This is a genomic window from Sporosarcina sp. P7 (assembly GCF_002743425.1).
In the GTDB taxonomy this organism is placed as follows: domain Bacteria; phylum Bacillota; class Bacilli; order Bacillales_A; family Planococcaceae; genus Sporosarcina.
In genome coordinates this window covers 12,913-33,664 of record NZ_PDZF01000005.1, presented here as the reverse complement: position 1 = coordinate 33,664, position 20,752 = coordinate 12,913, and the positions used below count along the sequence as shown (strand labels likewise).

Below are 20,752 nucleotides of genomic sequence, written 5' to 3'. Positions count from 1 at the left end.
GATCCGTCACTTGTCATTCCCCTGTGAAGCAATTTCTGAAATAGTACGCCCTTCACGCTCCACGCTTCGGGATGCTTCCACATACATCGAATAGTAGTCACAATACATAGCAACAGACGCTTCATCCAGTGCCGCAATAAGCAAATCTTTCAAAAGTGGAATCACTAGCTTTCGCTGTGACATTTAGCCATTCTGGAGGCTCTTGTGACACTGGCTCAAAGTCGTGTAAGGACTCCTCTTCTTTTTGCCGTTTAGCTATTTCCGCTTTGCTGATATTTCCAGTCCATACCGCGCTTAATTTTCTTGGTCTAGCCATTAATCCACCATTGAAGAAAACGAGTTTTCCTTTAACGATATCGTATTGCATTTTGAAGAGTGTCTAAAGAAATCTAAAGAATATCACTAGAGCCTTGAATGGCTCTTTTTCTTATGAAAACACATTTTACTTTGTAGATGCTTCTTTCGGTGTGGTATATGCAATTGTATCTTAATTCCCTATTTCAGTTATGTCCCCTTTGACCAAGGCGTTATCTATTTATATAGCGTACCCGCATACCAAACTTTCCTAATTTGTTTAAACAATCACAATCGCTCTTCACCCTATTTTATATTTATCAATTTTCTTCAGTAATCATACTTATCCATCTCAACCTCAAATATGTCTTTAATCTCTTGAGAAGCCACCCCACCATAATTAATATAACCCGTCTCCGGCCAATAAACTGATCTAGTCAAACTCCCATCTACTAATTCAATTCCGAAAAACACACGCTTTCCTTCAGTCGCACGTCTTTCTGGTTCATACGGCATAACCAACAACTCTTCAATCAGTTGCTCCGCATGCTCATCCGTAAACTCTCCAATGAACGATAAATCTTGCTCACTTTGCAAAATGACTCGCTGTACTTTCCCTTTAATGTCTAAAAAATCTCCAACCGTTTCAGCTTTATCAGATTCAGATACTTCGTATACCTTACCGTCCGCTATAATTCGGAATGCCGGATCATAACCTTTCATCGCAAATAATTTTGTACCTTTTTGCAAATAAGCTGCATCTCCATTTTTCGTTTGATGATTCGTTCCCGCATGGCCATCCAACATATATTTTACTTCTCCTACTTCGCCAGTAGTTTCCCAGTCCTTTTCAAGCTCGTTCATTTCATAGTTCGCTTCATACGTCGCATCATTCCATTTCACAAAATCTACCCAGTCAATGATCGTATTCTGCGGGGACGGAAGCGTTTTGGATGGATTGGAAGAGCAAGCTGTCAGCAATAATAAAACGGGAAATAGCAGTATTCGTTTTCTCATAATTTTCACTCCTTTTGAACGTAGACGTAGATTTTGGTTTCAAATTACAAAATAACACCAGGTTAGCTTTGCACACTATATAGAGCTGAGAAGCAAAAAGGATACTAGGTGCGAAAACTTTTCTCTGCAAATAATGACCAACGAAATATTCGTCGTCGAGATGCTTCTCGACAATATCTTTATTCTTTATATTCTTATAAGTTCTTTGGTTATAGGCCATACCAATGTGACACGGTGTGTCGTTTCATATTGGTACGCTCCTTCGTTTCAATGTGATACGTCCGTTGTACCACTTAGAAACGTGCAATCAACTATATTTTACTGTTTTTTATTACAAAATATTAGGAGGCAAGACTTCATTATGATCAGTAAATAAGTCAAAAAAAAGAACGTCCCTAGAGAAAGGACGTCCTGCATTATTATTTCTTCCGTTTATGCTCTATCTTCCGTAACTGAAACATATTGTACGTCTCTATAAAAGAAACAATATAACGTTCCTTTGCTATCGGTAAAAACAATATCATTGCTTCGAGAATTTGTTGCGATTCCTAAAGCATCTTCTTGATTCGCTGCTTCAACTGTTCTTAAAATACTTTCAGCGCCTGCAAAGTGGTATTGTACTCTGTATTTTTTCAAACTTCTCACTTCCCTCTATTTACAGTATTCAACATAAAGAAAGAAAACCCTTTTTTGCGAGGATATGAGCACTAAGTTTTCGTGTTTTCTTAAACATTCACAGTTGTCGTTTCCTAAATAACTTCTTTAGAAAGAAAAATAAGAATGTACGTTCCGTACAAGTCATTTGAAACATGGTAAGATAAAAAACAAATATAAAAAATATGAGGGTTTTTATGACAGATCGTGAACTACTTGAACTCTTGGTCGACAAAGTTAGCAATATGGAGCGAAATATTTCTACACTAAAGACCGATATTTCTATTATAAAAGAGGAACAAAAATTTATGAAACAGGCAATTTCAGAACTAGATATAAGCCCCATTGTCCCCAATCAGAAAGTTGATGCGTTATCTGAACAAATCTTTTACAACAAAGCAAAATCAGATGATATGCGTAAAACCCAGCGCTTACTAAACGACCACGACACAGATATTCGCATTATCAAAAAGTTGTTAACTAAATAAAAACGTATTATTTTACAGTGCTTATGTAACCAACTTCTTCGTTCGTTCAAACGAATATGACTGTTTTACATAGGCACTTTTTATGATTCCCACTATTAGTTATGTATGTTATTTCTAATATAAAAAGACACCTCCGAAGAGATGCCTTTTCATCCATTATGAATTACGAAACTTACCATATTTTCGATCCTTGATACTAACCAAGAAACCCTAATGTCTGAGCGTACATCATATACTCTTTTTTCAATTCACTAACTCCCAGTTAAACAAACTTCACCATACTATATTTCTTTTTCCCACGTCTCACAATGGTAAAAGCATCTTCCAAACGTTGCTCTGCCCCTACTGTGAACGCTGTATCTGTAATACGTTCTCCGTTAAAGGAAATCGCACCGTTCGTTACGTCTTCACGAGCTTGGCGTTTTGATGGAGATACACCTGCTTGCACAATGAAATCCACGATGTTTTGATCGACTTTTTCCATTTCGACAGTCGGCACATCTTTAAACGCATCTTTCATTTCAGTAGCCGTCAATGCTTTTAAATCTCCGCTAAATAGCGCTGCAGAAATGCGTAATGCTTGATCAAGTGCGTCCTGACCATGAATTAGACGAGTCATTTCTTCTGCTAACGTCTTCTGTGCTTTACGTAAATGTGGCTCTTGTTGTACGGATACTTCAAGCGCTTCGATTTCTTCACGGCTTAAGAATGTGAAGATTTTCAAGTACTTCACAACGTCTGCGTCTGCTGCGTTGATCCAGAATTGGTAGAACTCATATGGAGAAGTTTTCTTCGCATCGAGCCATACCGCACCGCCAGCAGATTTACCGAATTTCGTACCATCTGCTTTTGTTACCAATGGAATCGTAAATCCGTATGCTTGTACTTCTTCGTCATGCTTTTTGCGAATGACTTCTAGGCCTGTCGTGATATTCCCCCACTGATCTGATCCACCAATTTGCACACGGCAATTATAGTTATCATATAAGTGGTTGAAGTCCGCACCTTGCATCAACATGTATGAGAATTCCGTGAAGGAAATTCCTTGATCTAAACGAGACGCAACATTGTCTTTTGCTAGCATGTAATTGACGCTTAGCAATTTGCCATAGTCACGCAAGAATTCGATCAATGACATGGAACCGATCCAATCATTATTGTTTACAAGTTTCGCACCATTTTCTGTTTGGAAATCAAAGATCATCTCTAGTTGTTTTTTGATTCCACGAACATTCGCGTCTACTTGATCTGTCGTCTGTAATTGGCGTTCTTCAGAGCGTCCAGATGGATCCCCGATCATTCCTGTAGCGCCACCAATTAATAGAATAGGCTGGTGTCCGTGTAACTGGAAGCGACGCAGGGTCAGCATCGGTACGATATGGCCGATGTGCATACTATCCGCGGTTGGGTCTACTCCGCAGTATAGTGAAATCTTCTCGTCTGTTAGAAGTTTCTCAAGACCTTCTTCATTCGTCTGTTGGTATAACAAGCCTCTCCAACGTAAATCGTCCATTAATTCATTCGACATGTTCTATATCCCCCTATTTTCAACGTAAAAAGTCCCCACACGATCAAAAAATGATCATGCAGGGACGTTAGTTGATTAATTATAACGCGGTACCACCCGGCTTGAGAGTAAATACTCTCCGGCTTTTAGGCGCTAGTAACGTTGCGCAAAACGTACACTCCAAAACTGTAATTCATGTATAGTGCACCGAACAGCTTCCACCAACCGCTGTCTCTCTTAAACGGAACTCACTATCATTACTTCGGTTTTTTCGACATGTAATTTCGTATGAGTTCAATTTTACCCAACTTCCTATGAAAGTCAACATTTATTGCATATTTCCTTCTGATTCTGTGATATAATGAGTAAGATTTTTGGGGGGAGAAAAACTTTGAACAACGAAAAGAATAATAGAATTAAGCAACTTGAAGATAAGTTTGAACAAGCGAAAAAAGAGCCTTGGGCCAAAAAACTTCGCATCGGAACCGGCGTACTTTGGAACTTGTTTTTATTACTCATTATCTTCGCCGTCATCGGGGCCGTATTTGCGAGTTCAGTTGGTGCAGGTTATTTCGCTTCTCTTGTTGCGAAAGAGCCGTTACGTTCCAAAGAAGAACTTCGGGATCAGGTGTTTAATTATGAAGAGACATCTGAAATGTACTTTGCAGACAGTATTTATCTAGGCAAGATCAACTCAGACATCGAGCGCCGACAAATTACGCTGGATAAAGTTTCACAGTATGCACTGGACGCTGTGCTGGCTACTGAGGATGAATATTTTGAAGAGCATAAAGGCATCGTGCCAAAAGCGATATTCCGCGGAGTGTTCCAAGATGTTACGAACTCAGACAGTCAAACGGGTGGATCTACACTCACTCAGCAGTTAGTGAAAAACCAGATTTTGACGAACGAAGTTTCTTATGAGCGTAAAGCTAAAGAAATCTTGCTGGCTATGCGCTTGGAACACTTCATGACGAAGGATGAGATTCTAGAAGCCTATTTGAATATCATTCCTTATGGTCGTGATGTGATGGGGCAGAATATCGCAGGCATCGAAACAGCCGCGCGTGGGATTTTCGGTATTAAAGCCAATGATTTAAGTTTGCCGCAAGCTGCATATATTGCGGGTATTCCACAAGCACCGTATACATACACGCCTTTCTACAGTAAGAACCAAGGCATTAAGGAACGCGAAAAGCTGATGTATGGTGTAAACCGGATGAAGACCGTACTGTTCCGTATGCGTGATGCAGGCTATATTTCGGAAGCGGAATATCAGGAAGCTCTTGCGTATGATGTGACGAAAGACTTCAGACAACCTTCACGTCGCGCTACAGAACGTTATCCGTATGTCACACAGGAAATTCAAAATCGCACAATTGAAATTTTAGCTGAAGTTTTGGCTGAAAAAGATGGCATTGACGCGGATCGTTTTGAAGGAGATTCCAAGATTAAGGAAAAATACGAAATCATGGCAGACCGTTCCATGCGAACAGACGGCTATCGTATCTACTCTACTATCAACAAAGAGTTGTATGACAAAATGAATGAAGTCGCTGACAGCTTCCAGTACTACGGTTATACGTATACTACGGAAACACTGGATGAAGAATCAGGTAAAATGATTACGAAAGAAAATCCTGTTCAAGTCGGTGTGTCGATGATCGAGAACCATACAGGGAAAGTACTTTCATTCGTCGGTGGACGTGATTACGAACTGGAAGCATTGAATCATTCTACTCAAGCTTACCGACAAAACGGATCTTCCATGAAACCATTACTGGTTTATGCACCTGCCATTGAATACGGTGTAATTGGTGCAGGTAGTCCACTAGTGGATGTGAAGTTTAGAAGAGGCAGTTACGCACCCGGCAACTATTTCGACCGCGAGTTCGGCGTATTGCCAGCCCGTGAATCTCTGGCACGTTCACAAAACTTATCTACTATACGTCTATATGACCAAATAATAGATAGAAACCCTATTGATTTTCTAAAGAAAATGAAATTTGCAAATGCTACCGATAAGGCAGGCATTGGTCTTTCTGCATCATTAGGTACTATGGATGTCACTGTAGAAGAAAACACAAATGCTTACGCTACATTCGCTAACGGTGGTCAATTCATCGAATCGTATATGATTGAACGGATTGAAGACATGAAAGGTAACATAGTATTTGAACACAAAGCAGAACCTGTGGAAGTGTTTAGTCCAGAAACTTCTTATATCATCACCGATATGATGCGTGATGTACTAAAAGGTAACGGTACAGCTGCACGTTTACCTGGCTTAATGAATTTCCGTCCCGATTTAGCTGCGAAGACAGGGACATCCCAGCATTACGGTGATGCTTGGCTAGTCGGCTATAATCCAAATATATCGCTTGGTGTTTGGATGGGTTATAAAAATCGAAATACGCCGTTATACCACGGCTACAACAGCGGTCAAATGCATCCATCAGAACGGACTGCACGATTGTACGGACAATTGATGAATGTAGCCAATACGGTCATACCGGAAACCATTAAAGCAAGAGATACGTTTAAACGCCCGAATGGCGTCGTAACACGTTCATTCTGTGGCATTTCAGGACTTGCTCCTTCTGCTGCTTGTGCATCGGCAGGACTCGTTAGATCAGATTTATTTAATTCGAAAAAGATGGTTCCTACCAAAGTGGATGACAGTATCGTTTCATCCGCAGCTGTTCGAGTGAATGGCAAACTATATCAGGCATTACCTTCTACTCCTCGTGAATTTGTCACGTCCGGCGGTATCGGCGTAACTTCTGAATATGGTAAGCGGATGCTTGGACGCTTAGGCGGAGATGCTTCCAAACTGCTTGCAGGTCGTGGCGGATATGCAAGCACTGTTGCAGGATCCACATTCCCTGCAGACAACGTACCACCTGCAGCCGTATCAACAGGACAAAATGGATCCGCTCTTACATGGACTGCTTCTTCTTCAAATGATGTAATCGGTTATTACATTTATCAGAACGGTGCCAAAATCGGTACGGTCCATGATGGGGCTTCTAGATCGTATAAAGTCGGATATGGTTCATATTACGTACGCGCAGTTGATATTACTGGCTTACTCTCGGGACCTTCCAACACTGTAACCAATACGGCACCTGCACCAAAAGCAGAGCCGAAATCAGAGACGAATACTGGGGCTAAACCAAGTACGACAACTCCAGAAACGAAGTCGGATGCAAAGTCGGACGCAAAACCGGATACCAAGTCTGAATCAAAACCGGATGCTAAACCAGAGACTGCACCAGAACCTACACCTGAAACTAAACCTGAAGCGACACCGGAACCAAAGCCGGATGCAGCTCCAGAAGCAAAAGAATAACTAACAAGCCGGATGACCATTCTAAATTGTCATCCGGTTTTTTATGAAGAATTTCATCAAAGTGAATAACAACCCCTCCTCCCTTCTTCCTTCTAACTTCACCATTTTTTTACTACACATAGATAATTACCGACAATTCCGTGATTTAATGATAATAATATACTTTTCCTCACTATAAATTGTATACTTAACACAGAGAAGCAATTACCGAACTCACAGCGAGTATTTGAGCGTACAAAGGGTAGATATATTAGGAAGAGGTGAACTATGTGAAACATGAAAAGACCTACTTTTCCAGAACATTCCCGCATAACGAAGGTGAACTGGTCATAGAAGGCCCTGTTTCATCAGAACGACTGGCATCGTTTGAATTTCACGAAGGACTGAAAGCATTTCGTCCATCTACACAACAACAAGAAGCATTGGTGAAAATCGCCGCGTTTCCTGAAGGTCGGATCAACGTAGCGAGAATCGATAATAGGATTGTTGGGTATGTTACGTTTCTCTATCCCGATCCACTCGAACGCTGGTATGAAGCAGACATGGCCAATTTAATAGAACTAGGCGCCGTCGAAGTAGTTGCAGCTTATCGCGGCGCACGTATCGGTAAATCCTTACTGGAATTATCGATGTTGGATGATGCGATGGAAGATTATATTATTATTACGACTGAATATTATTGGCATTGGGATTTAAAAGGTACTGGTTTGACAGTATGGGATTATCGCAAAATGATGGAGAAAATGATGCGTGCAGGTGGCTTGGAATTCTTCTCCACTGATGATCCTGAAATTTGTTCCCACCCTGCCAATGCACTAATGGCGAGAATCGGAAAACGAGTCGATCAAGAATCCATTGAACGCTTTGACCGTGTGCGTTTCAAAAATCGTGTTAATTACTGAAAGTGAGGAATAATCATGCTAATACAAGATATTATGAAAACAGACGTGATTACGCTTAATTCTACACATACGATTGCAGATGCAGTACAACTGATGAAAGAAAAACGAATTCGCCACATCCCCATCGTGAAAGATGGGCAGATCGAAGGACTCGTTACAGACCGTGACGTCAAAGAAGCTTCTCCTTCAAGTATTTCGAAGAGATTGGAACCTTCACTTTATGAAACCACGCTTGATAAAATTATGAAAACTGACTTATTGATTGGCCATCCGCGGGACTTTGCGGAGGAAGCTGCGCTAATGTTTTATACGTATGAAATTGGTTGCCTACCCATTGTTTCTAATTATCAGCTAGTCGGCATTCTAACGAAAACAGATTTACTCTATAACTATATTGAGTTAACAGGTGCCAATCAGCCCAGTTCACACATTCAGATCCGCGTGCCGAACACGCCCGGTATTTTATATGAGGCATCTAAAGTATTTCACGAACACAATACGAACGTGCTTAGTGTACTTGTCTATCCTTATCAAGATAACGAAGAGTACAAAATTCTCGCTATCCGCATTAAACGAATGAATCCCCTTCCGATCATCGAAGGATTGAAAAAGCAAGGATTCGAAGTTCTATGGCCAAGTGAACCGGAGATGGGCGTATGAAAAAACAAGCGAGTTTTATCTTTTCTCCTGACCAACTAAACTATGAATTTTCGGATACTCATCCTTTTAATCAAAAGCGAATCATTTTGACAAAAGATTTACTAGATGAAATGAATACGATCGAGCCTCATGAAGTCGTCATTCCGCGCACAGCCACAGACGAAGAATTGCTTCTCGCTCATGACGCAAAGTATATCGAAATCGTCAAAAAGGCGAGTACAGGTAATGTCAGCGAAAATATCGGTAGTATTTACGGTATCGGTACGGAAGATACACCCTTCTTCACTGGCATGCATGAAGCAAGTGCATTGCTCGTAGGCGGTACACTTACAGCGATTGAAGAAGTAATGGAAGGTCGTTCAAGATATGCGTTGAACCTAGGCGGCGGCCTGCATCACGGCTTCCAAGGGAAAGCTTCTGGCTTCTGTATTTATAACGATAGTTCTGTAGCCATTAAATACTTACAGCAAAAATATGGAGCTCGCGTATTATATGTGGATACCGATGCGCATCACGGCGACGGCGTGCAATGGACGTTTTACGATGATCCGAATGTTTGTACATTCTCTATCCATGAAACAGGGCGCTACTTGTTTCCCGGGACAGGCAATGTGACAGAACGAGGAAATGGAGCGGGTTACGGCACCTCATTCAACTTCCCTATCGACGCATTTACGGAAGATGAATCGTTCCTACATATCTATAAGACTGCCTTGCGTGAAGTGGCAGAACACTTTAAGCCCGACGTCATTCTTACTCAAAACGGAGCAGATGCACACTACTTCGATCCACTCACGCATCTATATGGCACCATGAAGATCTACGAAGAAATTCCAAAACTAGCAAAAGATATCGCGGAAGAATTCTGCGACGGAAGATGGATTGCAATCGGCGGCGGCGGATACGACATCTGGCGCGTAGTACCACGTGCGTGGTCGCACCTATGGCTTACTATGAAAGACATCCCAACACCTACTGGACGACTTCCAGAAGCCTGGCTAAATAAATGGCAACCCGAGTCACCTGTTTCACTAATTGAGACGTGGGAAGATCCTGAAGATCTATATGAACCAGTTCCTCGTAAATATGACATCAACGAAAAAAATGAGCAAATGCTAACGAGAGCTTTGCACGTCATCCGAAAATCATAATAAAAAGCAACTTATCGCTCAGATAAGTTGCTCTTTGCATTTATACCTTTTTAAAAACAACGTATGAGTGTTGTTGATTCAAAACACGCATTACTTACGTTACAGGCAGCGACTCCGACCTACTTCTTAACCGATTGCCGCTCTTCCAAATAATACGGTAGAATAACTTCTGTCTCTTCTACTTCTTCTTTGTTCATTAACTTCGTTAACAAACGCATCGATACGGCACCGAGGTCATACAAAGGCACCACAATCGCGGTCAACTGTGGACGAACAATACGCGCAAGAATAGAATGCTGGAAACAAATAATCTCCACATCCTCAGGAATTCTAAGATTCTCATCACGCACACCATTCATAATACCTATGGCCACTTCGTCACTGCTCGTCATGACAGCCGTTGGAGGATCAGACAGCTTACCTAGTACACTCCAGCTCTCGTAAGCATCATCATACGTATTGTCAGTTTCCACGATCAATGACTCATCGATCGTCACCCCTGCTTCTTCCAACGCACGAATATACCCAACACGTTTGCATACACGATTAATGTCACGCGTAAAAGGTCCCGAAACAAATGCAATACGCTTATGGCCATTGTCGATCAATTTTTTTGTTACTTCATATGCGGCTTGTTCATGATCAATATTGACAGATGGTAAATTGGTTTCAAAATCCAATGTTCCTGCCAAGACGATCGGAACGTTCGCTGTCTTCATTTCTTTTCGTACTTCAGGTGAAATAGAATCACTCATGAAGATCAATCCATCTACTTGCTTGCCTAAATGATCTTCAAACAACTCCACTTCTCGAGAGGTACTCTTGTCCGAATTGGAAATGATAATATTGTACTCATACATCGTGGCAACGTCTGCAATCCCTCTGGATAGCTCTGCATAGTAACTCTTGGACATATCGGGGACAATTACTCCAATCGTCGTCGTACGCTTGCTAGCCAGTCCACGAGCGACGGCATTTGGCCGGTACCCCAATCGTTCAATACAGTCCAATACTTTTTTGCGAGTCGCCGGCTTCACGTTTTGATTGCCGTTCACTACACGTGAAACCGTTGCCATCGATACGTTTGCTTCTCTTGCTACATCGTAAATAGTGATAGCCATTTTTGCTCCTCCTGTCTTTATTCTTTACTAGTATACCGTGTTCTACTGGATTTTTGTGTTTTTCTGTGTAGAAATCTGTCATTCTATACAGAAAAACACCGACCTTTACTAATAAAGGGTCGGTGTTGGATGTTTTAGATCGTTTGGTGTGTGTTCATGAAGCGAGTCATCTCTTCGTAGAACTTGTCAAACTGCTCAATATCCATTTGCTGCGCTGAATCCGATAATGCTACGGCTGGATCCGGATGAACCTCTGCCATAACGCCGTCTGCTCCTACTGCAATTGCCGCTTTCGCTGTTGGAAGCAATAAGTCTTTACGGCCAGTGGAATGTGTAACGTCCACGAATACCGGTAAATGTGTTTCTTGCTTCAAGATTGGAACAGCAGAGATGTCCAGCGTGTTACGAGTTGCCGTCTCATATGTACGAATTCCTCGCTCACATAGCATAATCTCCGTATTACCTTTAGAAATAATATATTCAGCTGCATTGACGAACTCAGAAATCGTTGCAGACATTCCGCGCTTTAGAAGGACTGGCTTATTGACCATTCCAGCTTCTTTTAACAGTTCAAAGTTCTGCATGTTACGCGCACCGATTTGAATCACATCGACATATTCGAGTGCTTCCTCTAAGTGCGATGGTGTAATGATTTCTGTGACGATAGAAAGTCCAGTTTCATCTGCAACTCGCTTTAGAATTTTTAAGCCTTCAAGACCTAAACCTTGGAAATCATATGGAGATGTACGTGGTTTGTAAGCTCCTCCACGAATCATCGTTAATCCTTTTGCTTTAATGGACTTGGCTACTGCCAAAACCTGTTCGTAAGATTCTACTGCACAAGGTCCAAATACGAAAGATGGATGTCCGTCTCCGATTTTATGGCCGTTTACGTCAACAATCGTGTCTTCAGGTTTTTTAGTACGGGATACGAGTAATGCATTCTTCTGCTCATCTTGCTGTACTTCAAGTGCCGACATGAAAATAGATTTAAATACCTGCTCAAGGATACCGTCTGGTAAAGGGCCATGGTTTGCCTTCTTTAAGACGTTGAGCATCTCGCGTTCGCGAATCGGATCATATCTATTTACACCTTGCTTTTCTTTTAACTTACCAATTTCTTGGATAACGCCTGTACGTTCATTGATCAATTCTAGAATATCTAAGTTCAACTGATCGATAGTACCTCTCAACTCACCTAAATCTTGCTTGCTCATAATACCTGTCTCCTCCCCGTACATATCTTCCTTTTCTAACACCGGAATCTATGGTACATTTTTATATAATAGACCTAGTATAATGAATACTCTTAGAAAAGTCACGCAATTTCATCGAATAATTATATATTCACTATTTTCACATAGAAAAAAACTTGAAAAGAGGTTGGAAATCCTGGCTACTAAGTTATTCGCTCTTGACATCGGAACTCGCACCGTTGTAGGGATTGTACTAGAAGAACAAAACGATTCATTCCATATTGTGGACTTGATTTCTAAAGAACATAAAGAGCGATCGATGATTGATGGACAAATACATAATATTTTAAGCGTGGCGTCTATAATTCAAGAAATAAAAGAAGAACTGGAACACATTCATGGCCCTCTGCATCGCGTCAGTGTTGCGGCAGCTGGTCGTTCATTGAAAACAGCAGAAGGAACTGTGACAGTAGATATTTCAGATCGCACATTAATGTCCAATGAAGATATTAATCGATTGGAATTAGCCGCTGTACAAAATGCACAAGAAAAATTACTATCCGCTCATCAATCACAAGAGGATGATCACTATTATTGCGTAGGGTATTCTGTTTTATACTACAAATTACAAGATGAAAAGATCGGTAGTCTGATTGATCAAAAAGGGAAATCAGCGACTGTAGAAGTCATTGCTACATTTTTACCACGAGTCGTTGTAGAATCCTTACTTGCCGCGTTAAAGCGTGCCGATTTGGAAATGGAGGCTTTAACACTCGAGCCAATCGCTGCTATTCATGTGCTCGTTCCCCCTTCCATGAGAAGATTGAATATCGCATTGGTCGATATTGGAGCTGGTACATCAGACATTGCGATTGTTAGAGATAATACCGTGACAGCATATGGCATGGTACCCGTTGCGGGAGACGAAATGACCGAAGCGCTAAGTGCACATTACTTGCTCGATTTTCCTATTGCTGAACAAATGAAACGACAAATTCATAATCAAGACATATTGACATTTCAAGATATTTTAGGATTTGAACAAGAAATCCCTTCAGAAGAAGTAATTGATGTAATTAAACCTTCAGTGAAACATGTAGCACTGTCGATCGCAAATGAAATCAAACGATTGAATCTCAACTCTTCCCCACAAGCCGTAATGATTGTGGGAGGTGGTGGGTTAACTCCTACTCTGACGAAAGAAGTGAGTATGCAGCTAGACCTTCCTGAGAACCGCGTGGCGATTCGAAGTCTCGATGCGCTTTCAGGAGTTACACTTTCAGACCAAATCGAAGCTTCTCCTGCACTCGTAACGCCAATCGGTATTGCGATTGCAGCACAAAGAGCTCCCATTCATTACATTACCTTAACAGTCAACGACCAAGCCATTCGATTATTTGAACTAAAAGAGCTTACAGTGGGCGATACATTGCTTGCCGCCCGCGTTACTGCTCGTCAGTTATACGGTAGACCCGGACTCGCACTAACTGTCAAAGTAAACGGGCGATGGAGAACACTTCCTGGCGAGCACGGCTCATCTACAACCATCCTATTAAACGGCACTGAAGCCAGCACTAAGGATCCTGTTAACGATCATGACCGCATAGAGCTATTGTTTGGTAAAGATGGCACAGACGCCACAGCGACTGTCAGAGACTTAGTAGATGCGCCTGAACCGATACGTTATCAGCTCGACGGAGTGACGCAGACAGTTACGGGTGAAATTTTGCTCAATGGAAAGACGGTTACAATGGATACTGAGATTGCGGATCGGGATGAACTGACGGTGAATCCGGCGAATCGAATAAAAAACGTACTAACGTCTCCTATCCGTTCAGGGACAGATTCGTTCACTGTGACATGGAACGGAACTCCCCACCGCCTAAAGAAACGCGAGACCCTCTACATCGCAAACGGACAAGAAGTCTCTGCTGACTATCAAATTCACGCAAACGATATCATTGAAACGCGTCAACCTGCCTCCCTTTCCTTAAAGGAAATAGCAAGAGATTTAGATATCGTTCTAGAAGAGCGTGCCGATGTAACATTTAATGATGAGCCTGTGACGATCAAAAAACCACGAACCGCCGTTTATGTAAATGGACAACGAGCTAGTCTTGACTACCAAGTACAAGCTAACGACCAAGTGGAGTTCAAGTCGTTGCCCACTTCTCCTATACTATTCAGTGATGTATTTTCATTCACTGATTTTTCCTTACCGTCTCAATCTACCACTGCTTATCAATTAATGCGTAATGGCGAATCCATTGGCTTCAATGAATTGATATTCGGTGGAGATCAACTACGTATTCTATTTGTTTAAAAGCTACGCTGTGCGGAAATAACGCATGGCGTAGCTTTTTCTTTATGGCTGTTCTAACTTATCGTACACATAGAAAAAACCTTCCCGTGAAGGAAGGTTTTCGCTATTATTTAGAATGAATTTTGTTGTTGTTGTTTGAAGACGAGTTGTTAGCTTTAGATTGATTCGTATTCTTTTTAGCAGAAGCATTTGTATTAGGAGATTTAGTCTCATTTTTTTGGTTAGCAGATTTGTCAGTTTTAACCTGATCTGCATTTTTGTTTGTTGTTTCTTTTACTTTTGAAAGTTCCCCTGATTTTTCATTGTTTTCTTTTGAACTTTTATAATCAGTTGCCTCTTCACCTTCAGATGATACAGTACCATCGTCCATTGGAACATTTGTTTTTGATTTAACAGACTTCACTTTGTCAACTAGCTGTTCTGATTGTTCTTGCAAGTTTTGAGACAACTCAGAAGTCTTCTCTTTTGCAGCTGTAGTGAACGCTGCAGTTTTTTCTTTTGCCGTATCCGTAAAGTCAGCTGTGTAATCTTTTGCTGCACTTGAAAATTCCACTGCTTTGTCTTTTGCTGTGCTAGATAACTCTACCGCTTTATCTTTTGCCGTTGAGCTCAATTCAATACTCTTGTCTTTTAATTGTGAAGCCTGTGTAGTGAAATCTTCACGCATTTCACGGCCTGTCTTCGGCGCTAAGAACAACGCAGTCGCAGCGCCGATTACCCCACCGATGATTGCGCCGGCAATGAAACTACCTGTACCGTTGCTATCCTCATCATATAGATCATGAGTTGAACGATACGTGTAGTTCGCTGGATATTGTGGTTGGCCATACGTATTTGAGTAGTTACCTTGGTTGTCGTTATAGTTCGGTTTGTTTTCTGTCATTTTTCTTCCTCCTGTGAATTAACTATTTTTGTATGTTTTAAAGGAAAATGCTTGTACTAGGAGCGCGATTTGTATACTGTCCAACCAGCGGACGTTTTAGGTTGCCGTTCTTTTACTTGATCATATAGATTAACTGCAACGGTTCCCCACTGTACGACTTGCGCGATTTTGTCACTGTTTTGTTCGGCTTTTGTAGTTACTGAGCTCGAGATCCGATGAACTGATTGATTGAGAGTGTTCACCGAGTCACCTACTCCTTTTACCGCATCCACCACAGTGTTCAGCTTGTCCGCTTTTCCTTGTAAATCTTCGGCCAGCTGATTGGTTTTTTGAAGAAGTTGTGTACTTTCTGTTGTCACTCCCTCTAATTGCTTTGATAAGTCACCTACTGTATGCGAGACACTCTGTAAAGATGTCTTTAACGACCCCAGTGTCATAGCCAGACTTACACAAAGAATAAGAAATGCGATTGCGGCAATCACTGCTGCAACGTAAAGTAAATTGATCACTTACGTTATCCTCCTAGAGCATATTCTTACGAAAACTTTACCCCTCTTTGAGAGTTTCTAAACTTTTCGTCCTATACTCCTGTTCGACATAACTGGGTGATATCCTTTATCGAAACCAAAAAACCTAAAAAAAAAAGAGAAACAGCCCTCTCATAAAAGAGATTAGGCTGTTTCTTCTTTCGTAATATCAGAAGTAAATTGTTTTAAATATAATTGGATATCTCCGGCTCCCATAAAAAGAATGACAGAATGTTTATGCGCTGCTAAATCTGACATATCTTCTATCTTCAAATGTTGAGAATTAGGGATTTTATCTATCAAATCGTGAATCGTTAAACTACCGACTTTCTCTCGTGCAGAACCAAAGATGTCACATAAGTACACATGATCTGCTTCAGACAGACTTTCTGCAAATTGATCTAACATCGCTGCTGTTCTGCTGAATGTATGCGGTTGGAATACCGCAATCACTTCACGATTCGGATATTTTTGACGTGCCGAATCCAATGTTGCACGGATTTCGGTAGGATGATGTGCATAATCATCCACAATGACACGGTCATCTACTTCCAAGACAGAAAAACGTCTTTTTACGCCTGTAAACGTCGCAAAGCGTTCATTTACAATGTCAGCTGGAATATTTTCATAATGACATAGTGTAATAACACTCAACGCATTTCTAATAGCATGATCGCCTGTTAATACAATGGTGAAACGGTGATAGAATTCATTTCGAATGAACACATCAAACGAACAGCCGTTTTGATCTTTTTCAATATTTGCTGCGTAAAAGTCATTGGATGAATCCAAGCCATAATAGACAATCGGAACTTGACATTGAAGTTTCTGAAGATTGTCGTCGTCACCACAAGCGATTAATGCCTTCTTTACTTGACTCGCCATTTGTCCGAAAGCGCTCAAAATATCGTCCAGACTTGTGAAATAATCCGGATGATCGAAATCAATATTCGTCATGATGGCATAGTCTGGATGGTAGGCCAAAAAGTGTCGTTTGTATTCACACGCTTCAAATACAAAGTTCTCCGCATTCTCGGTACCTTTACCTGTACCGTCCCCTATTAGGTAAGAAGTTGGCGCAAAGCCACCCAATACATGCGCAAGCAAGCCCGTTGTAGACGTTTTGCCATGTGTACCCGTAACACCTATGGAAGTAAATTGTTCCATATAGTCGCCTAAGAACTCATGGTAACGAATAACTTCTATACCAAGTTCTGCTGCCCGTAGTAATTCAGGATGATCATCTTTAAATGCGTTTCCTGCAATCACTTTCATGCCCGGCTGAATATTATTTTCATCAAATGGCAGTACTTTTATATTTCGTTCATGTAAGGGGTCTTCAGTGAAAAAGTACTTTTCCACATCAGAACCTTGAACCTCATACGAAGAGTCATGTAGCAACTGGGCAAGGGAACTCATTCCCGATCCTTTGATACCAGTAAAATGTAACAATGTCATATTGAAACCTCCCGGGAGTTCTTTCATCCCACTTTTTATCTTCAATTGTCCCGAAATGGACAAGAAGATTATTTCTTGTCATAGTATACCATGCGTTCGACCAAACCTTTAGATAGGAACTATGCATTCATTATTTCATGAAGCTTTCAAATGCTTGTTCAGTCAAAAAGACGTCGCGCGGTCTGCTCCCTCTTTGCTCAGATATAAATTGATTTGCTTCCATTCGGTCGATTAACTTTGCCGCCCGGTTATAGCCGATGCTGAAATGGCGCTGTAATGACGAAGTGGATGCACTCCCCTGCTCAATGACAAAGTTGCAGGCTTGCTCAAATAATGGATCCGATTCCTCTTCTCGGACAGCGGCTGCTAGCAAATCATCTTGGCCGAATAAGTAATTCGGTTCTGCTTCATTACGAACATGTTCTATTATACGCTCGATCTCATCATCCGTGACAAATGTCCCCTGAAGACGGACAGGAGCCGATTGGCCATTGCCTAAATACAGCATATCCCCCTTACCAAGTAAACGATCTGCCCCTACTGAATCTAAAATAGTTCTTGAATCTACTTGTGAAGACACAGCGAATGCTATACGAGTTGGGATATTGGCTTTAATTGTTCCGGTAATGACATCAACAGAAGGTCGCTGAGTTGCGATGATTAGATGAATGCCACACGCCCTAGCTTTCTGAGTGATTCGGCTGATCGACACTTCTACATCCGCAGGTGCCATCATCATTAAATCTGCTAACTCATCAATCACTACTAAAATATAAGGCATCTTTAAAGAGAAACGTCGTGATGCCATGACCATTTCGTTATAGCGTTCAATATTACGTACTCCGGAATGCGCGAATAGTTCATAGCGTCTTTCCATCTCATTAACTGCCCATTTCAATGCCGCAGTCGCCGCTTTTACATCTGTAATAACCGGACTTAACAAGTGTGGAATGCCATTATATGGTGCCAATTCCACCATTTTCGGATCAATGAGCAATAGTTTCAGATCATGATGTGATGCTTTATACAACAAACTGATCAGTATAGAGTTGATACAAACGGATTTACCGGAGCCTGTAGCACCCGCAATCATTCCGTGTGGCATCTTCCGTAGATCAATTGTTTGCGGCTCCCCTGTCAAACTAAGCCCTAATACAGCTTCAAGGGGCGAGTCTGATTTCATAAATGAATCACTATCAATAACCTCTGAAATTCGAACTGCACGTGTTTTGCGATTCGGAATTTCAATACCAATCATACTTGTACCTGGAATCGGCGCTTGGATACGAATATCTCTAGCCGCCAACGCCAATTTTAAGTCGTCGGTAAGATTTCGAATTTTACTTACTTTTGTCCCCTGCATCACCGTTAACTCAAACATCGTGACGGCAGGACCTTGCACAGCTTGTTCAACCGTCGCCTGTACAGCGAAATACGAAAGAGTTTCTTCTAACGTAGCGGACTGCGTCGCAAGCCACTCTTCATCAACGATTTCTTCTTCCGGAGGTGCCAAATATTGCATCGTCGGGAATCCGTAATGTGGTGGTTCTTCTTCGATGATTTCCTCTTCAGGTTCTTCTACAATCGTTTCAGAAGTTGTAGCGACCATTTCGGTTACTTCAACGTGAGATTCTACTGCAATAGATTCTGGTTCTTCAATGGAATCCTGTTCTTCCACGTTCATTTCTACACTATTCTTCTGTTGTTCTAGCTGTACTGATTGTGTATCTTCCAGCGATTCTGTTTGTTCCGCGACAGGGTGATCCGCATCGATTTCGACTGACGCTTCTTTTACTAATTCTTTCTTCGCTGCATTAGCTGCAATGAGTTCTTCTACTCTAGCCGCTAATTTTTCTTTATCGGATTTAAGCATCAATACATTAAAAGGCACAACTTTTTCTTTCTTAACTGGTTGTACTGGCCCCTCTTGATCATCCATTTCGAATTCTACTTCATTGGATTCTATTTCTACTTGTTCTTGTTGTTCTTCTTCCTGTTCTTCTTCTATCGTAACGGTTACAAGCGCTTCCGAATCTACTACAATTTCTTCTGTTTCAGTTGCAACATCGTCATACATTTCTACTTCTGTTTCTACTTCTGTTTTCGCTTGCTCTATATTTCTCGTTTGTGCAAAGACTTCTTTTGATTCTTCTGATTCCTCAATCGTTACTTCAGCTTCTTCGATTTCATCATGTATATCGTCGTGTATAGTTACTTCTAGTGACTCTTCCACTTGTGTTTCTTCAGTCTGTTCCACTAGTTGCGTAGGTTCTTCAGATACTTCCAATTTAGGTTCTTCTACTTCTTGTGTATGTTCTTCCGCTGAGGTCATCTCCGACTGTCTTTTTTCTGATGAACTAGCAAACAATGGTGCTTTATTTGGTTGTTGGTTGGAAATCAAGGACAATGGCAATTCTTCGTCTTGATCTTCAAATTGATCATGTAACTCTTGATCTTTCACATCTTTCTTTTCTATGACCGATTCCATAGCCTCACTGATTGGAGAACTAGTGTTCAATCCGTAGATAGGTGAAGGCACGTGCGTAGGCGAAAATGGCTTTCTGAATATCTTAGGCCTCTCTACTTTCACAGGTTCTTCTTGATGACGAGATGGTACTTCTAGTTCAGGACGTCGCGATTCATATGGCTCAATCCGTTGCGGCTCCGAGTGCATTGTACGTTCTTGCTTTCTTCCGGTAAACGGTAGAGGCAATGGATTCGATGTAGGTGGAATGATTTGGGCAAATTCTCTTTTTGCTTCTGCACGGTAGACATTTCCACCTCGCTCATAACGACCTGGCCAACGTTCATTCTGTTCCAAAGGAAGTATTTCAAATGCTTCTTCTGTTGCTTCATCTTCTAGTAAATAGTCTTTCGTATATTCATCATGATGGATCTGTGGTTCCCATCCATAAATTTCGTAGTCAGAAACTATCGGAAACCGAAAGTTTGTTTTTTTATCTTCATCAAGACCTTCGTTTGGTTTTTGGTTTAGGTTATTTTTATCATTAATATTTTCAGTAGTTGGTTGTTCAAATAATGGGTTATTTTTTTCAGTGCCTTCTTGCATTTGCTGAAGGCGTCTTTTCATATTCCGTAGCCAGCTCAAATATATCACTCTTTTCATATCAATCATTTCATTTTAACAGGTTACCTAGGAGGAAATCAAACAGTTCTATGTTCTTTCTGTATAAAATGATGATTTGTAACCCTTTGTAA

Annotated in this window: 16 protein-coding genes; 6 read left to right on the top strand and 10 right to left on the bottom strand. The window is 41.2% G+C overall.

Annotation, left to right across the window (positions count from 1 at the left end; all coding sequences use genetic code 11):
* Positions 1-6: 6 nt before the first annotated feature.
* From CSV60_RS06615 to CSV60_RS06605, 3 genes are all read right to left on the bottom strand, one after another.
* Positions 7-183, bottom strand: a complete 177-nt coding sequence (locus CSV60_RS06615) for a P27 family phage terminase small subunit (protein WP_099636422.1) — start codon at positions 181-183, stop codon at positions 7-9.
* A 441-nt stretch (positions 184-624) separates the two neighbouring features.
* The gene (locus CSV60_RS06610) at positions 625-1,311 is read right to left on the bottom strand and encodes a hypothetical protein (protein ID WP_099636421.1); all 687 of its coding nucleotides are present in this window, start codon (positions 1,309-1,311) and stop codon (positions 625-627) included.
* Positions 1,312-1,743: 432 nt separating this feature from the next.
* On the bottom strand, positions 1,744-1,947 hold the full coding sequence (locus tag CSV60_RS06605; RefSeq protein WP_099629618.1) for a hypothetical protein: 204 nt from the start codon (positions 1,945-1,947) through the stop codon (positions 1,744-1,746).
* 215 nt (positions 1,948-2,162) lie between these two features.
* Here CSV60_RS06605 and CSV60_RS06600 point away from each other — a divergent pair, with 215 nt between their 5' ends.
* Entirely contained in the window at positions 2,163-2,453 is a 291-nt protein-coding gene (locus tag CSV60_RS06600; RefSeq protein WP_099629617.1) for a hypothetical protein, read from the top strand.
* Positions 2,454-2,715: 262 nt separating this feature from the next.
* Here the strand turns inward: CSV60_RS06600 and tyrS are convergent, their stop codons facing one another.
* Entirely contained in the window at positions 2,716-3,981 is a 1,266-nt protein-coding gene (gene tyrS, locus CSV60_RS06595) for a tyrosine--tRNA ligase (RefSeq protein WP_099629616.1), read from the bottom strand.
* Positions 3,982-4,351: 370 nt separating this feature from the next.
* On the opposite strand from tyrS, the gene CSV60_RS06590 reads away from it, so the two are divergent.
* The 4 genes from CSV60_RS06590 to CSV60_RS06575 all read left to right on the top strand — a co-directional run bounded on the left by CSV60_RS06590 (position 4,352) and on the right by CSV60_RS06575 (position 10,025).
* Positions 4,352-7,312, top strand: a complete 2,961-nt coding sequence (locus CSV60_RS06590) for a transglycosylase domain-containing protein (RefSeq protein WP_099636420.1) — start codon at positions 4,352-4,354, stop codon at positions 7,310-7,312.
* A 269-nt stretch (positions 7,313-7,581) separates the two neighbouring features.
* Positions 7,582-8,214, top strand: coding sequence for a GNAT family N-acetyltransferase (locus CSV60_RS06585; protein ID WP_099636419.1), 633 nt, complete (start codon positions 7,582-7,584; stop codon positions 8,212-8,214).
* A 15-nt stretch (positions 8,215-8,229) separates the two neighbouring features.
* Positions 8,230-8,874, top strand: a complete 645-nt coding sequence (locus CSV60_RS06580; RefSeq protein ID WP_099629613.1) for an acetoin utilization AcuB family protein — start codon at positions 8,230-8,232, stop codon at positions 8,872-8,874.
* Positions 8,871-10,025, top strand: a complete 1,155-nt coding sequence (locus CSV60_RS06575) for an acetoin utilization protein AcuC (RefSeq protein ID WP_099636418.1) — start codon at positions 8,871-8,873, stop codon at positions 10,023-10,025. Before CSV60_RS06580 ends, CSV60_RS06575 begins: the two co-directional genes overlap by 4 nt.
* 119 nt (positions 10,026-10,144) lie before the next feature.
* Here the strand turns inward: CSV60_RS06575 and ccpA are convergent, their stop codons facing one another.
* Together ccpA and CSV60_RS06565 are read right to left on the bottom strand one after the other, a co-directional pair.
* Positions 10,145-11,146 (bottom strand): catabolite control protein A, encoded by a 1,002-nt coding sequence (gene ccpA, locus CSV60_RS06570; protein WP_099636417.1) that lies wholly within the window; start codon positions 11,144-11,146, stop codon positions 10,145-10,147.
* Positions 11,147-11,280: 134 nt separating this feature from the next.
* On the bottom strand, positions 11,281-12,363 hold the full coding sequence (locus CSV60_RS06565; RefSeq protein ID WP_099629610.1) for a bifunctional 3-deoxy-7-phosphoheptulonate synthase/chorismate mutase: 1,083 nt from the start codon (positions 12,361-12,363) through the stop codon (positions 11,281-11,283).
* A gap of 166 nt (positions 12,364-12,529) precedes the next feature.
* Here CSV60_RS06565 and CSV60_RS06560 point away from each other — a divergent pair, with 166 nt between their 5' ends.
* On the top strand, positions 12,530-14,665 hold the full coding sequence (locus tag CSV60_RS06560; RefSeq protein ID WP_369823595.1) for a cell division protein FtsA: 2,136 nt from the start codon (positions 12,530-12,532) through the stop codon (positions 14,663-14,665).
* 106 nt (positions 14,666-14,771) lie between these two features.
* Here CSV60_RS06560 and CSV60_RS06555 read toward each other — a convergent pair whose 3' ends face one another.
* From CSV60_RS06555 to CSV60_RS06540, 4 genes are all read right to left on the bottom strand, one after another.
* Positions 14,772-15,548 (bottom strand): YtxH domain-containing protein, encoded by a 777-nt coding sequence (locus CSV60_RS06555; protein ID WP_099629609.1) that lies wholly within the window; start codon positions 15,546-15,548, stop codon positions 14,772-14,774.
* A 56-nt stretch (positions 15,549-15,604) separates the two neighbouring features.
* Positions 15,605-16,057 carry a DUF948 domain-containing protein gene (locus CSV60_RS06550; protein WP_099629608.1) on the bottom strand — a complete coding sequence of 151 codons (453 nt, stop codon included), beginning with the start codon at positions 16,055-16,057 and terminating at the stop codon, positions 15,605-15,607.
* Between the two features lie 162 nt (positions 16,058-16,219).
* On the bottom strand, positions 16,220-17,533 hold the full coding sequence (murC, locus tag CSV60_RS06545) for a UDP-N-acetylmuramate--L-alanine ligase (protein ID WP_099629607.1): 1,314 nt from the start codon (positions 17,531-17,533) through the stop codon (positions 16,220-16,222).
* Positions 17,534-17,663: 130 nt separating this feature from the next.
* A complete protein-coding gene (locus CSV60_RS06540) occupies positions 17,664-20,624 on the bottom strand; it encodes a DNA translocase FtsK (protein WP_233189558.1) in 2,961 nt (986 codons plus the stop codon).
* Positions 20,625-20,752 lie beyond the last annotated feature (128 nt).

Excerpts from the sequence above, each read along its gene's own strand:
- CSV60_RS06615 (WP_099636422.1), bottom strand. The coding sequence starts at position 183 with ATGTCACAGCGAAAGCTAGTGATTCCACTTTTGAAAGATTTGCTTATT.
- murC (WP_099629607.1), bottom strand. The coding sequence starts at position 17,533 with ATGACATTGTTACATTTTACTGGTATCAAAGGATCGGGAATGAGTTCC.
- CSV60_RS06540 (WP_233189558.1), bottom strand. The coding sequence starts at position 20,624 with ATGAAAAGACGCCTTCAGCAAATGCAAGAAGGCACTGAAAAAAATAAC.
- CSV60_RS06600 (WP_099629617.1), top strand. The coding sequence starts at position 2,163 with ATGACAGATCGTGAACTACTTGAACTCTTGGTCGACAAAGTTAGCAAT.
- CSV60_RS06610 (WP_099636421.1), bottom strand. The coding sequence starts at position 1,311 with ATGAGAAAACGAATACTGCTATTTCCCGTTTTATTATTGCTGACAGCT.
- CSV60_RS06580 (WP_099629613.1), top strand. The coding sequence starts at position 8,230 with ATGCTAATACAAGATATTATGAAAACAGACGTGATTACGCTTAATTCT.
- CSV60_RS06555 (WP_099629609.1), bottom strand. The coding sequence starts at position 15,548 with ATGACAGAAAACAAACCGAACTATAACGACAACCAAGGTAACTACTCA.
- ccpA (WP_099636417.1), bottom strand. The coding sequence starts at position 11,146 with ATGGCTATCACTATTTACGATGTAGCAAGAGAAGCAAACGTATCGATG.
- CSV60_RS06575 (WP_099636418.1), top strand. The coding sequence starts at position 8,871 with ATGAAAAAACAAGCGAGTTTTATCTTTTCTCCTGACCAACTAAACTAT.
- CSV60_RS06565 (WP_099629610.1), bottom strand. The coding sequence starts at position 12,363 with ATGAGCAAGCAAGATTTAGGTGAGTTGAGAGGTACTATCGATCAGTTG.
- tyrS (WP_099629616.1), bottom strand. The coding sequence starts at position 3,981 with ATGTCGAATGAATTAATGGACGATTTACGTTGGAGAGGCTTGTTATAC.